Genomic DNA, 13808 nt, shown 5'->3' with positions numbered 1-13808 from the left:
CCTCCTTATTAAAATAGAGTCTCTTACATTTGAAATTAACTGTTAAAAATTAGACCGGATATACAGAGTGTTTTCGTTCTGAAAAAATGAGATATTTTGAAGAGTATGCCTCAAAACGATAAACAAGCTCTTTACGCAATGAGTTTGCTGGAATAATACCGTCGATCACCATTTCGGAAGCTAAATGGTAAATATCAATGTCCTCTTTATATTCCTCACGTTTTTGTTCTATGAATGCGGTTCGCTCCTCTTCAGGAAGCTCTGCAATTTTATTAGCATAAACGGCATTAACTGCTGCTTCTGGTCCCATAACCGCAATTTGAGCAGAAGGCAATGCAAGACAAGCATCCGGTTCAAATGCAGGGCCAGCCATTGCATAAAGACCAGCTCCATATGCTTTACGTACAATAACAGAGATTTTTGGAACACTTGCTTCAGCCATTGCTGAAATCATTTTCGCACCATGACGAATGATTCCTGCCCGTTCTACCTTTGTACCTATCATAAATCCAGGAACATCAACTAAAAACAAAAGGGGAATATGGTAGGCATCACAAAGATTAATAAATTTTGCAGCCTTATCTGCTGAATCGTGGAATAATACCCCGCCTTTAACACGCGGCTGATTGGCAATGATTCCGACAGGTTTCCCATCCATGCGGGCAAGTCCTGTAATAAGTTCGCCAGCAAAAAGTTTTTTGATCTCAAAGAAGGAGTCTTCATCAATAATCCCGTTTATTAGATCATGCATATTAAATGGTGCATTCTGATTAGCCGGAATCAGCTCTTCTAATGGTTTTTTCAATGGTTTAGGAGTCACAGACTCACGAACTGGCGGTTTCTCTGAAAAATTAGCAGGGAAATAAGAAAGATAGTTTCTTGCCATTGAAATGGCTTCTTCTTCATTTTTTGCAAGAACATCACCACAGCCTGAAACAGAACAGTGCATGCGCGCGCCGCCCATTTCCTCCAAGGTTACTTTTTCACCAATAACCATTTCGGCCATTCTCGGTGATCCCAGGTACATCGATGCATTTTTATCAACCATAATAACAATGTCACAAAAAGCTGGAATATAGGCTCCACCAGCAGCAGATGGGCCAAACAGAATACAGATCTGAGGAATTTTACCTGAAAGTTTTACTTGATTGTAAAAGATTCTTCCTGCCCCACGACGCCCCGGGAACATTTCCACCTGATCCGTTATCCGAGCTCCAGCAGAATCTACTAGGTATAATAATGGCACTCGAAGTTTTTCAGCTGTTTCTTGGATTCGAATGATTTTCTCAACCGTCCGAGCTCCCCAAGAACCGGCTTTGATCGTTGAATCGTTAGCCATCACACAGACAAGCTGGCCATTAATCTTGCCCATCCCTGTCACAACACCATCTGCAGGAAGATCCCCCGCCATGCAGTTTGCAAATAGCGCGTCCTCCAGTTCAAAGCCAGGATCGAATAATAATGATAAACGCTCGCGAACGAACAGTTTTCCCTGCTCTTGGTTTTTTTCGTGATATTTGGGAGCTCCGCCCTTTTTGATTTGTTCGACTCGATCATTCAGTGTTTGTTGTAAAGGTTTCATATCCACTGTCATTATTTTTCCTCCTATTAATCTAGTTTTCTTATTCACCATTGTAGATTGGGGCGCGTTTCTCCTTAAAAGCCTGTAATCCTTCTAAACGATCTTTTGTTGACATCGTCACTTCATAGGCATTTTGCTCAATGGCCAGACCGGTGTTTATTTCTACATCAAAGCCTTTATCGATTGCGAACTTTGCTTGTGCAACGGCAATCGGGCCATTCCGAACAATTTGTCCTGCAATTTCTAATGCTTTATCAATTAAGCTTTCAACAGAGACCGTATACTCTACTAATCCAATCTCAAGGGCTTCTTTTGCATCAATTCGTCTTGCAGTGAAAATCAGCTCTTTTGCACGTCCCTTTCCTACTAATCTTGGTAAACGCTGTGTTCCGCCTGCACCAGGAATAATTCCCAGTGATGTTTCCGTCAGTCCAAGCTTCGCAGTTTCAGAGGCAATACGGATATCACAAGCGAGCGCTAGTTCAGTTCCTCCGCCAAAAGCAACTCCGTTCACAGCCGCTATGACCGGTTGGGGTAATGATTCTAAAGAGTTGATAGTTTCACGGATCAAAGAAACCGTCTTCCTCACCTCAACCGGATCCATTCCAGCTCGTTCCTTTAAATCAGCTCCCGCACAAAAAGCTTTCTCCCCAGCCCCTGTAATGACGATACAGCGAACTAATCGATCATATTTACAGGTAAGAATGGCGCTCTTGAGCCCCTCTAACATCTGTAAGGATAAAGCATTAGCAGCTTCCGGCCTATTTAAAGTAATCATCACGATTCCGTTTTCCATCTTGTTAACTAATATGGTTTTACTCATGATCTCACCTTTCTCACAAAGCATTTCCAAGCTTTCCACCCAACTTGGAACTCGCGGCTTGAAAACTTTTACTTGGTAAAGGTCTGCCAAGCTTCTCCTGAATGAATTGGGATGCATGAAGCAGCTTTTGCTGATCAGCACCAGTGTGAATTCCCATCCCGTGAAGCATATAAAGTAAATCGTCTGTTGCTACGTTTCCAGATGCTCCAGGCGCATAAGGACATCCTCCTAAGCCGCCAAGGGAAGAATCAAAAATGGTAATTCCCATTTCTAACGATACTAAGATGTTGGCCAAAGCCGTTCCTCGTGTATCATGAAAATGCATGGCTAATTTATCTGCTGGAAATCTTTTTAATAAAACTTCCAACACTTCTTGAACTTGCTTTGGATTTGCCACACCGATTGTGTCACCGAGAGACAATTCTGCAATACCCATGTCAAATAAAGTTTCGGAAACTCTTATGACCGCATCGATATCAACATCACCTTCATACGGACAGCCAAAAACAGTAGAAACATAACCTCTGCTTAATTTTCCTGCTGAAATGGTTTCTATGACCAAATCCCGTAACACAGGGAAAGTCTCGCCAATCGTTTTATTTATATTTTTTAGGTTATGTGCTTCGCTTGCTGACATAAACACTGCTACTTCATCAATGTTCGCTTTAAATGCCCGTTCCAAACCTTGAAGGTTAGGAACGAGTGCTGTATAGGTGACACCAGGCACTTTGGTAATGCCAGTAGCAACGGCAACTGCATCTGAAAGTGCAGGAATCCATTTGGGATTAACAAAAGAGGTAATCTCAAGATGTTTTAGTCCACTATCTGACAATTGATTAATCCAAGCGATTTTATCTTCTGTTGATATAAATGCCTTTTCGTTTTGCAATCCATCACGAGGACCAACCTCTTTAATCGTTACACCTTCCGGCCACTTCATTGTTTCATCTCCTTTCCACCTTTATCCAGGCTTTATTCAACTACTACAATGACGTCGCCTTCATTAACAAAGTCGCCTTCGTTCACTTTCACTTCTTTCACCGTTCCATCGAATTCAGCTGCAATTGGAATTTCCATTTTCATCGATTCTAAAATCACTACATCTTGACCCTCTTCTACCTGATCTCCAGCTTTAACTAATACCTTCCATACATTTCCTGCCATGACTGCAATTACTTCACTCATGATAATTCCTCCTATTTTACGTTATTTTCTTTTTTAGTTTTTAAATACTTGTTAACAAAGTCTGTTGTCGTATCACCTGAATGGAATGCCGAGTGGGCAATAACCTCTTGCAGCATTGGGATATTTGTTTTAATACCTTCAATATGATAATCAGCTAATGCAGCTTGCAGACGATTTATTGCCTCTTCACGATTGCTGCCTTTGACGACAAGCTTAGCAATCATTGGATCATAAAAAGGAGTGACTACAGATTGACCGTGAATAGCTAATTCATGTCGAACTCCAGGTCCGTTCGGCAACTCTAATTTTGTTATTTTTCCAGGTGAAGGGAAAAATGTTTTGGGATCTTCCGCATAGATTCTAACCTCAATGGCATGACCCTCACGTTTTACGTCTTCTTGAGAAAATTTCAGAGCTTCACCTGCAGCGATTTGCAATTGTTTTTCAACTAAGTCCAATCCTGTAATTTCTTCCGTAACAGGATGCTCCACTTGCAAACGGGTATTCATTTCAAGAAAGTAGAAATTTTGCTCTTCATCAACTAAGAACTCGATTGTTCCTGCATTTTTATACCCAATCGATTGGGCCGCTTTTACTGCAGCCTCCCCCATCTTGGTACGAGTTTTTTCAGTAATAAACGATGATGGGGCTTCCTCTACGACTTTTTGATGACGGCGTTGGATCGAACATTCACGTTCCCAAAGGTAAACGGTATTTCCAAAACCGTCTGCCAAGATTTGAATCTCAATATGTCTTGGATTTTCAACAAATTTTTCAATATACATTGCTCCATCGCCAAAGAAATCAGTAGCCCGCTTTTGGTTCCCCGCAAATGCTTTTCGGATTTCATCCCCGTTATGGACCACCTGCATTCCAATTCCACCACCCCCTGCGGAGGCTTTTAGCATAACGGGATAACCGATGCGGCCCGCCGCTTCTACCGCTTCCTCTTCATCTGCCAGTGGGTAGGTAATCCCTGGAACGACAGGAACACCCGCTCCCTCCATCGCTTTGCGTGATTCAATCTTACTTCCCATTTTAGAAATAACCTCTGGAGAAGGCCCGATGAATACAAGTCCTGCTTCCTCACAGCGGCGGGCAAAGTCCGTATTTTCAGACAGCAAGCCATATCCCGGGTGAATAGCCTCCGCTCCTGAAACCTGAGCGACCTCTAGAATTTTATTGATATTTAAATAGCTTTCTGCTACACGGGAACCTCCGATTAAATAGGCCTCATCTGCCATTTTTACATGGGGAGCATCCGCATCAGCCTCTGAGTAAACTCCAATTGTGGTAATCCCTAATGCTTTGCATGTACGGATTACACGGACAGCAATTTCGCCACGATTAGCAATTAAAACTTTTTTGAACATGCCTTTCCACCCTTTCTATCTTCTATCTAAGAAGGTTCAAAACTCGTCATCATCATTACAAAGCTTAAACTTTGATGATTAAGGAGCTATGTAAAAGTCTAATTATTCATTTTGCAACATTCTTTACGTTTATCTTTAACTCTTAATCTAGTAATATGGAACCAGTCATTTGCCGGTGATTTTCCTGACAAATGACTGTCTCTAATTAATAACTATTTAACTGATGACTTTTCAGCAACTATTTTTTGGATTTGTGCAACCGTCGTCGGGTCTTCTAGTCCTGTAATGTCGCCGGAAACCTTTCCTGATACAACAATTTCCTTTAATAAGCGGCGCATGATTTTTCCACTGACTGTTTTCGGCAACATATCTGTAAAAATAATTGATTTTGGGGTTGCAATCTTACCAATTTGTTGAATGATGCGATTATTTATTTGTTGTTTTAATTCCTCTGTTCCTTCATAGCCATCGGCCAAACGGACAAATGCGAGCGGAACTTCTCCTTTAATTTCATCTGGGATCCCAATGATTGCGCTTTCAGAAACACCCTCACATTCAAGTACAGCACTCTCCATCTCCATTGTACTTAAGCGGTGTCCAGCTACATTAAACGCGTCATCTGAACGGCCAACTACCCATAAATATCCATCATCATCTATTAATGCCAGGTCGCTGGCATAATAGCAGCCATCCACTTGGCTATAATAGGATGCGTAATATCGTTCCGGTTCTTTCCAAAGTGTCCGGCATAGCATAGGAAATGGTTTTCTAATAACCAGATTTCCTAAGACACCATGTTTAACTGGATTGCCTTCTACATCAACGATATCCATAACCGCACCTAAAAAGGCAGTACCTGAGGAACCCGGTTTCATCGGCGTCAGCCAAGCTGCTCCAGCTATAGGCGATCCCGCGGTTTCTGTTTGACCCCAAGTATTATTGATATATACCTTCTTCTTTCCTAAAACTTCATATGTCCAATGCCAGGTTTCCGGATCGAAAGGTTCTCCAACAAGGGAAATGACATCGAGGCACGATAAATCAAATTTCTCTAATGCCTTTTCTCCCATACTTTTTAACATTCTTAATGCTGTTGGGGCAGTAAACAGTTTATTCACCCTGTATTTTTCAATGATTTGATAAAAACGATCTTTTGTTGGATAATCAACAGCCCCTTCAAAGACAACGGTTGTTACACCATTCGCTAAGGCACCTGTAATTCCCCAAATATGCATGGTTAACCAGCCGATATCCGCGGTACACCAGAAAACATCGTCTTGATGGTGATCCATATGATACTTGGCATATGTGTAATTCTGTGTGACAAAAGCCATGCCGGAATGCACGACGCCTTTTGGTTTACCTGTCGTACCACTTGTATAAAACACAATACCGCTCTCATTAGCTTCAATTCTCTCTGGTTCACAAACGATACTTGCCGCTTTTGTCTGCTCATGCCACCAGTAATCCCGGCCATCTTTCATTTGAACCTCTGAACCTAATCGGTCAACAACAATGACTGCTTCGATCGATGGAATGAATGGTACAACATGATCAACTTTTTCTTTTAAAGGAATGAATTTACCCCGACGTTCAGTTGCATCCGCAGTGATTAATACTTTTGGCTCAAAATTGATGAGACGGTCTGTCAATGATTGTTCCGAATATCCTGAGAAAATTGTATTGTAAATAGCACCAATTCGAAAACAAGCTAAAACGGAAATAAAGGCTTCTGCCAGATTGGGAAGAAAAATAGCAACACAATCACCTTTTTTTACACCAAATGATTTAAGAACATTCGCAAAACGATTTACTTCAGCAAGAAGCATATTATAGGTGTAAAATTTGGTGTCCCCGTTTTCACCCTCCCAAATGAGAGCGGTCCGGTTTCCTGCCCCATTTTCTATATGCCGATCAAGTAAATTTACACTTGGGTTACTAATGCCGCCGGCAAAAAAGCGAAAATCGGGGAGCTGTCCACTAATGGTTTCATCCCATGGTTCATACCAAACAAGTTCACGGGCTGCACGATCCCAAAATCTAGCAGGATCTTCTTGGGATTGTTTAAGCAGTTCTTGAAATGCTTCGCTGCTCCCAATGGAGGTTGAACGGACTTTTTCTTCTTCTGGATAAATGAGTTTGCTATTTGAAACTACTTGTAAAATTCCACTGATATCCATGTAATGGCTCCTTTAACAATTTTTATTTAATCACTATGTCTCTACTAGGCTGTTGATTTCCGCTCCAGGCGCTTCGCTCCAATCAACGTAGTCTTTAAGATCAACCATCACCTTTAACACAGCCAATCCTATAAAAAATTCATTAACATCCAATTTGTTTGGCAATAACCATTCGTTGAACTTCAGATGTTCCTTCACCAATTTCCAAGAGTTTCGCATCACGGAAGAATCGCTCCACTTGATATTCCTTCATATATCCATATCCACCATGAATTTGAACGGCTTGATCACATGCTCGCATGCATATTTCCGAAGCAAATAATTTCGCAAATGCCGCTTCCTTTTTAAAGGCTCTTCCTTGATCCTTTAACCAAGCTGCTTTAAAAACCATATTCCGGGCTAATTCAATATTCATTGCCATGTCAGCTAATTTAAATTGGATTGCCTGGAAGTTGGCTAAACTCTTTCCAAACTGTTTTCTTTCTTTTGCATATTGAAGAGCTTTTTCATAGGCTCCTTGAGCAATACCTACAGCCATGGCACCGATTCCAATTCTTCCGCCATCAAGCGTAGCTAAAAATTGCTTGTAACCGTTTCCATCTGTTCCCAGCAGATTTTCTTTTGGAACCCTTACATTCTCTAAGATAAGTTCTGTGGTATTTGAGGCATGCAGACCCATTTTTTCGTAGTTGTCGATTACAGTGAATCCTGGAGCATTTGTAGGAACAATAAATGCGCTGATTCCGTTGATTCCTTTTGAGCGGTCTGTTACCGCTGTCACTGCAAGGTGATTAGCATAGCTTGCATTTGTAATAAAACATTTTGAGCCGTTAATAACCCACTCATCTCCATCAAGAACTGCTGATGTTTGGGTTCCCCCTGCATCGGAGCCTGCATTCGGCTCAGTCAATCCAAATGCTCCAAAAGACTCTCCCGTACAAATTGGTGTTAAGTATTTCTCTTTTTGCTCATTTGTACCAAATAAATTAAGAGGAGCTCCTCCCAATGAAATATGTGCTGAATATGTAATTCCTGTTGATGCACAAACACGACTAAGTTCTTCAACGACAATTGCAAAGCTGATCGTGTCAGCCTCACCTCCACCGTATTGTTCAGGAAAAGGCAGACCCATGATCCCTAACTCTGCTAATTTCGCGAAAATTTCCTTAGGGAATTCCCCCGTTCGATCACGTTCATCTGCACCAGGTGCAACTTCTGCATCAGCAAAATCTCGAATTAACTTGCGTATCATCTCTTGTTCTTTCGTTAAATCAAAATTCATTTATCTACAACTCCTTTCTAAATATTCTGATTGTTTTAAGCGAAAAAAAATTAAGCCACCACTACATATCTTTACGCTGAACTCCTTTCATTATTTTCAAAACTTTCTTATAATAAGAATATAATCATTATGAATATTATGCTATGTACATTTTCATGAATATTATTATGAAAAATTTGTGTCTTTTACACAAAAACACGAAAATGGATGAAATGTAAAAAATCTTAGAGAAAGGATGATGACAGATGCAAGATACCTTAACTCATCGGCAACTAAAGTCCTTAATCCATGTGTCCAACGTTATCAATTCCAAATTAGATATTGATACGATCTTTGATTCAATCATGAATGAAACGATATCTGTCGTTGAAGCGGCAGGAGGAGGCTCTATATGGATTTTTGACAAAAGCCAGAATCGACTCATCGCAAAATCAGCTCAAGGATTATTTTATCCACATATATTTAGGCAAATTAAACTAGTTAGCGGTGAATCCATGACTGGGATGTCTTTTGCTGCAAAAAAATGTCTCATTTTTTGGGATGAGGTAGAAATTAAACAGGCGCTGTCAACATTAACGCCATATAACAGAGATTTATTGGATCAGTCAATTCCGAGTAATTTTCATTTTACATCTGTCATTTCTTCACCTATTTTACAAAACGGAAAATGTATTGGCGTGATTACATTGGACTCTTTTGAACAATCTTTGCAGTTTAAGCAAGAGGATATTAATCTATTGGAAGCGATTGGCCACCAAGCAGCAGTTGCCTTGGAAAAATCCAGTCTTTATTATGAGAAGGAAAAAATGGTTCAGAAGCTTTCCCATTCAATCGAAATACATAGGAACCTGGCCAATCTCGTTGTAAATGGAGAAGGAATTCAGTCGATTATGAATTTTATACATAAAACAATAGGACAACATATGTTTCTCTTTGATGAAATAGGTGAACTTAGGGCTTCTGCCTGCTATTCTTCCTTTTCAATTGAAATGACCGAGTATATGAAAGCGTATGCAAAACAAATTATCCTAACACTTGAAAACTCACATACCGTTTCCGAAATAACATTAAATGATGAAACGTATCAATTAGTTGTATTGCCACTTGGGTCCAAATTAAAGTCTCTAGGCGGGCTAATCATCCTTTCAAAACAAAAAATGAATGAGGTGGATATCGCTGCTCTTGAACATGCTTGTACAGTCATTTCACTTGAACTGGGAAAAGAGCAAGCCGTTTTTGAAACACAGCAGCGTTTAAGAGGGGAATTCGTGACCAAGCTTTTTTCAGGACAAATCGATGAAGCACTTATTCAGAAAGCAAAAAATTTAAATTTTGACCCTAACCGAAACTATGTTGCCATACTTATTAATTTTGAGGATAAGTTAAACGAGCAAAAGGTAATCGGCGACCACTTCATAAGGAATTTACTCCATATGGCCAATACATTACTTGGGATGAACTCACAAGTAATGGCAGTAAGGGATGAAAATCAAATCGTTGCCCTTCTATCCTTGCATTCAAGAGTTTCTTCGTCCAATATTATTGCTGAATTAAAAGAACATGCAAAAATTTTACAGCATGAGATTAAAAATAAATATAGAGAGATAGACGTATCAATTGGGATTGGAAGAATTAAGCAAGGGCTTATTTTTGTCCACGAGTCATTTGTAGAAGCGACAAAGTGCATAAAGTTTCTCAAAAACTATCGTTTTGATCATAGAGTTCTTAGTTATACAGACCTTGGCGTTCAGAGGTTTATTTTACAAAATTCAAAGGAAGAATTGATTGATTTTATCCATGAAGTATTAGGTCCCCTCATTGAATATGAACAATCTAGAAAAGGCGAACTGTTAAGCACTCTGATTGTTTATTTAGACCAAAATCAAAACATAAAGAAAACGGCTGATTCTTTACATATTCACACAAATACCTTAAGCTATCGTTTAAAACGAATTGAGGAAATTCTATTAACGGACTTGAATGAAAGTCAACCATTATTTAATATTCATTTAGCAATCAATATATATCAATATATAAAAGATAACACTAGTGTTGCCTTAATTTAATTTCAAACTAAAGGTTACTTACTGCATATCAATAAAAATAGAGTAAGTCTTTTTAAACCCACTCTACATAATTAATTATTAGTTCTAGCTTGGTATTTTCCACAATTTCATTTGGGCACTATTGCTCTATATTATTAAATCCCTGATAGAATAATTAGTTTGAATTTCCATCGGTAAGCCAACATAATTTTCTGAAAGACTGGCCGCCGCTGTTTGTGAGGAAGTCACATAATCTAATTCTGCCAGTTGAATGTTATATTCAAATGAGCTATGTTCATAGTTTCGGTGCAGCATGGTAGTCATCCAATAGGAGAATCTTTGGGCTTTCCAAATGCGGCGGAGACAAATTTGCGCATAGTGGTTAAGGATATCTTCCTCTCCCGAATGATAATATTCACTCAAGCCACGTGCTAAGACTTGAACGTCTGCTGCTGCTAAATTTAATCCCTTTGCACCCGTTGGGGGAACAATATGGGCTGCATCTCCTGTAAGGAATAGGTTTCCATAGCGCATCGTTTCGCATACGAAGCTGCGCATGGAAACAATATTCTTTTGCATGATCGGCCCATCCAGGATGGACCAGCCATCCATGTCAACTCTTGCATGTAGTTCCGACCAAATGCGGTCATCTGACCATTTAGCCATGTCATCCTTTGGATCAACCTGGATATAGTGCCGCTGAATTTCAGGTGACCTTGTGCTTATTAATGCGAATCCTTTTTCATGGTTGGAATAAATTAATTCTGGATTGACTGGAGGAGTTTTTGCAAGAATTCCTAACCATCCAAAAGGATATATTTTTTGTTTTTCAACCCGGACATTAGCTGGAATCGCCTGACGGCTCGGCCCATGAAACCCATCACAGCCTGCAATAAAATCACAGTTAACTTCTTCAAAATCGACTGCATTTTCTGGCAGGAACCGGATTTTAGGAGAGGATGTTTCAATTTGATGAAGGCTGACATCTTTTACATTAAAATAAATTTTTGCGCCAGCTTCTATACGGGCTGCGACTAAATCTTTAATCACCTCATGCTGGGCATAAACGGTAATCTTTTTTCCCCCGGTTAGGTCATGCATATTGATTCGATGTCTTTTTCCACTAAATTGCAATTCAATTCCATGGTGGACATGCCCTTCCTTCATCATTCGAGTACCGACACCAGTGGCATTCATTAAATCGACCGTTCCTTGTTCTAAAACGCCTGCACGGATGGTTCCTTCAATTTCTTCACGCGAGCGGGATTCTAGAATGATAGAATCAATCCCCTTTAGATGCAATAAATGCGACAAAAAAAGTCCAGCTGGACCCGCTCCGATTATTCCTACTTTCGTACGCATACCCTCACTCCTATCCATTAATTAATTTTGGAGTATTTATTTTGCATATTCGGTTTCTTCAGTAGTTTCAGAGAGTGCCACTTCATTTTTCCCAAATGTAATAACGGCATTCCAGCTGCCGGAAGATTGGCCATCCGCTAGATAGGCCGGCTTCCAGCCTTCCTCTATCATACTGAACAGCATGGCAAGATGACGGCCGCCGGATTCTACCCTAGCAAACCTCGTATATTCAGGAAGCATTTCATAAGCTGCTTGATAATTATTATTCATAACGAATTCAATAAATTGTTTATCCATCGCATGTTCGGTAATAGTCGGCTTATTATGTCTGCCGCGAACTAAATTATGAGACAAAGCACCGCTTGAAATAAATACAACCTTTTTCTCACTTTCTCGTAACACCTTGGCAATAGTTTGCCCCCATTTATACGTTTCTTCTAAACTCGCAGCAAGCGTGACAGATAAATTAATGACGGGAATATCTTCATCAGGAACCAAGTAGCGTAATGGAACGACAGTCCCGTAGTCCCAAATGTAAAAAGGGTCATTGACACCTTGAACCTCAAGCCCCTCATTCTCCGCTGCTTTTACCAATTCATTTGCCAAATACTCGTCACCAGGATAATGGTAAGGGACGTCCTTGATTAAATCGGGCGCTTCAAAGGCAGTAAGGATTCCTTTGTGTACTGGGGTACAGTCTACATAATGGAAGAAAGTAGAAGGCCAATGACAAGATACTAAGACAATGACATCGGGTTTGATCTCCTTCAGCTGCTTTCCGATTTCCTTCAAAGCGACAGCCATATCCTTTTGAAACTCCGGTACCAGGTCCTCATGGCACATACTTGGCATGTGCGGAACCAACATACTACATTCAATCGTCATAATAATCCCCCTTAAAAAATTTTTCATCCCCCAGGAACCGCTTTCAGAATAGTATTAAACTTGAGCATGGCGGTGTTACCACCATGCTCAGTCATTTTCTATTTTTCAACCGGCTCCCCAGCTTTCCCCCAATGTGTTTTAGGAATCTCGGTTACGAGGACTCTTATATTCTCCTTCGGTGAATCCAATGTTTCGGATACGGTGGCCGTGACATTGCGAATTAATTCAGCCACTTTTTCTTTCGGTCTACCTTCCATCATTTGCACATGAATAATAGGCATGAAAATCCCTGCTCTCTACAATTATTAATCTGTCACGGTAAAAGACACTTCGCCAAAACCATCAAATTTCCCGCTTACAACATCGCCAAAGTTCAACTTAACGGCAGCAGTAATGCCGCCAGTTATAATCACGTCACCCTTACGAACCTTTTCACCCTTTCTTGCCAGCATATTGGCAAGCATTGCCACAGAGTGGGCTGGGTGGCCAAGGACAGCAGCCCCTGCGCCCAATTCCTTGATTTCACCATTAATAGTAAGCGTAGCTCCGACAAGGTCCAGTTCAAATTGTTCCGGTTTTTTTAAGGTGGTGCCCAACACAACACGTGACGTTGAGGCATTATCAGCAATCACATCCGGTAAAGTAAACTGGAAGTTTTCATAACGGCTGTCGATAATTTCCAACGCTGGAAGAACGTATTCCGTTTTTGCGAGAACCTGCGCGCCTGTTATGCCTGGGCCTTCAATATCTTCTCCTATCACAAATGCAATCTCTGCTTCCACTTTCGGATGGATCAAATCACTTAAACGGGCTTTACCGCCATTTTCTATCAACATATAATCAAACACATATCCATAAATAGGCTCTTCAATGCCCATTTGCTTCATTTTGGCAAAGCTTGTTAAGCCCATCTTAGGACCAACAATTCTTCTTCCTTCATTTAATTTGCGGTTTACGATTTCTTGTTGAACAAAATACGCTTCCTCTACCGATAAATCTGGCTTCATGTTCAATGTTACCTTTGGAACTTCACGCCGATCTTCCTCCGCTGAAACAAGGTAATTAGCAATATCCTGGTATTGACTCATTTT

The 13808-nt window shown here is 40.4% G+C and carries 12 protein-coding genes; 1 reads left to right on the top strand and 11 read right to left on the bottom strand.

The genetic code is table 11. The annotated features are described in order from the left end of the window. Window positions 1-49: 49 nt before the first annotated feature. From J7E67_RS08895 to J7E67_RS08865, 7 genes are all read right to left on the bottom strand, one after another. Window positions 50-1582, bottom strand: coding sequence for an acyl-CoA carboxylase subunit beta (locus tag J7E67_RS08895; protein WP_214731483.1), 1533 nt, complete (start codon window positions 1580-1582; stop codon window positions 50-52). 40 nt (window positions 1583-1622) lie between these two features. After that, window positions 1623-2405, bottom strand: a complete 783-nt coding sequence (locus J7E67_RS08890; protein ID WP_214716455.1) for an enoyl-CoA hydratase — start codon at window positions 2403-2405, stop codon at window positions 1623-1625. A 13-nt stretch (window positions 2406-2418) separates the two neighbouring features. Next, window positions 2419-3345, bottom strand: coding sequence for a hydroxymethylglutaryl-CoA lyase (locus tag J7E67_RS08885; protein WP_214716453.1), 927 nt, complete (start codon window positions 3343-3345; stop codon window positions 2419-2421). Between the two features lie 32 nt (window positions 3346-3377). Continuing rightward, the gene (locus tag J7E67_RS08880) at window positions 3378-3590 is read right to left on the bottom strand and encodes an acetyl-CoA carboxylase biotin carboxyl carrier protein subunit (RefSeq protein ID WP_088086689.1); all 213 of its coding nucleotides are present in this window, start codon (window positions 3588-3590) and stop codon (window positions 3378-3380) included. A gap of 11 nt (window positions 3591-3601) precedes the next feature. Further along, window positions 3602-4963, bottom strand: a complete 1362-nt coding sequence (locus J7E67_RS08875) for an acetyl-CoA carboxylase biotin carboxylase subunit (protein ID WP_214731453.1) — start codon at window positions 4961-4963, stop codon at window positions 3602-3604. 212 nt (window positions 4964-5175) lie between these two features. Beyond that, on the bottom strand, window positions 5176-7143 hold the full coding sequence (locus J7E67_RS08870; protein ID WP_214731452.1) for an acetate--CoA ligase: 1968 nt from the start codon (window positions 7141-7143) through the stop codon (window positions 5176-5178). Window positions 7144-7285: 142 nt separating this feature from the next. After that, window positions 7286-8425 (bottom strand): acyl-CoA dehydrogenase, encoded by a 1140-nt coding sequence (locus tag J7E67_RS08865; protein ID WP_214731451.1) that lies wholly within the window; start codon window positions 8423-8425, stop codon window positions 7286-7288. Between the two features lie 245 nt (window positions 8426-8670). Here J7E67_RS08865 and J7E67_RS08860 point away from each other — a divergent pair, with 245 nt between their 5' ends. After that, window positions 8671-10491 (top strand): helix-turn-helix domain-containing protein, encoded by a 1821-nt coding sequence (locus J7E67_RS08860; protein ID WP_214731450.1) that lies wholly within the window; start codon window positions 8671-8673, stop codon window positions 10489-10491. 126 nt (window positions 10492-10617) lie between these two features. On the opposite strand, the gene pobA is transcribed toward J7E67_RS08860, so the two are convergent. The 4 genes from pobA to J7E67_RS08840 form a co-directional block, all read right to left on the bottom strand. Beyond that, window positions 10618-11832, bottom strand: coding sequence for a 4-hydroxybenzoate 3-monooxygenase (gene pobA, locus J7E67_RS08855; protein ID WP_214731448.1), 1215 nt, complete (start codon window positions 11830-11832; stop codon window positions 10618-10620). Window positions 11833-11868: 36 nt separating this feature from the next. After that, window positions 11869-12717, bottom strand: a complete 849-nt coding sequence (locus J7E67_RS08850) for a DODA-type extradiol aromatic ring-opening family dioxygenase (RefSeq protein WP_214731446.1) — start codon at window positions 12715-12717, stop codon at window positions 11869-11871. A 98-nt stretch (window positions 12718-12815) separates the two neighbouring features. Further along, entirely contained in the window at window positions 12816-12998 is a 183-nt protein-coding gene (locus J7E67_RS08845) for a 4-oxalocrotonate tautomerase (protein WP_214716441.1), read from the bottom strand. 24 nt (window positions 12999-13022) lie between these two features. Continuing rightward, window positions 13023-13805 (bottom strand): 2-keto-4-pentenoate hydratase, encoded by a 783-nt coding sequence (locus J7E67_RS08840; protein ID WP_214731444.1) that lies wholly within the window; start codon window positions 13803-13805, stop codon window positions 13023-13025. Window positions 13806-13808 lie beyond the last annotated feature (3 nt).

Source organism: Bacillus sp. ISL-46 (assembly GCF_018613205.1).
This window is presented reverse-complemented; position numbering and strand designations above follow the sequence as displayed.

Coding starts and splice junctions, on each gene's coding strand:
- J7E67_RS08895 (WP_214731483.1), bottom strand. CDS start 1,582: ATGAAACCTTTACAACAAACACTGAATGATCGAGTCGAACAAATCAAA.
- J7E67_RS08890 (WP_214716455.1), bottom strand. CDS start 2,405: ATGAGTAAAACCATATTAGTTAACAAGATGGAAAACGGAATCGTGATG.
- J7E67_RS08885 (WP_214716453.1), bottom strand. CDS start 3,345: ATGAAGTGGCCGGAAGGTGTAACGATTAAAGAGGTTGGTCCTCGTGAT.
- J7E67_RS08880 (WP_088086689.1), bottom strand. CDS start 3,590: ATGAGTGAAGTAATTGCAGTCATGGCAGGAAATGTATGGAAGGTATTA.
- J7E67_RS08875 (WP_214731453.1), bottom strand. CDS start 4,963: ATGTTCAAAAAAGTTTTAATTGCTAATCGTGGCGAAATTGCTGTCCGT.
- J7E67_RS08870 (WP_214731452.1), bottom strand. CDS start 7,143: ATGGATATCAGTGGAATTTTACAAGTAGTTTCAAATAGCAAACTCATT.
- J7E67_RS08865 (WP_214731451.1), bottom strand. CDS start 8,425: ATGAATTTTGATTTAACGAAAGAACAAGAGATGATACGCAAGTTAATT.
- J7E67_RS08860 (WP_214731450.1), top strand. CDS start 8,671: ATGCAAGATACCTTAACTCATCGGCAACTAAAGTCCTTAATCCATGTG.
- pobA (WP_214731448.1), bottom strand. CDS start 11,832: ATGCGTACGAAAGTAGGAATAATCGGAGCGGGTCCAGCTGGACTTTTT.
- J7E67_RS08850 (WP_214731446.1), bottom strand. CDS start 12,717: ATGACGATTGAATGTAGTATGTTGGTTCCGCACATGCCAAGTATGTGC.
- J7E67_RS08845 (WP_214716441.1), bottom strand. CDS start 12,998: ATGCCTATTATTCATGTGCAAATGATGGAAGGTAGACCGAAAGAAAAA.
- J7E67_RS08840 (WP_214731444.1), bottom strand. CDS start 13,805: ATGAGTCAATACCAGGATATTGCTAATTACCTTGTTTCAGCGGAGGAA.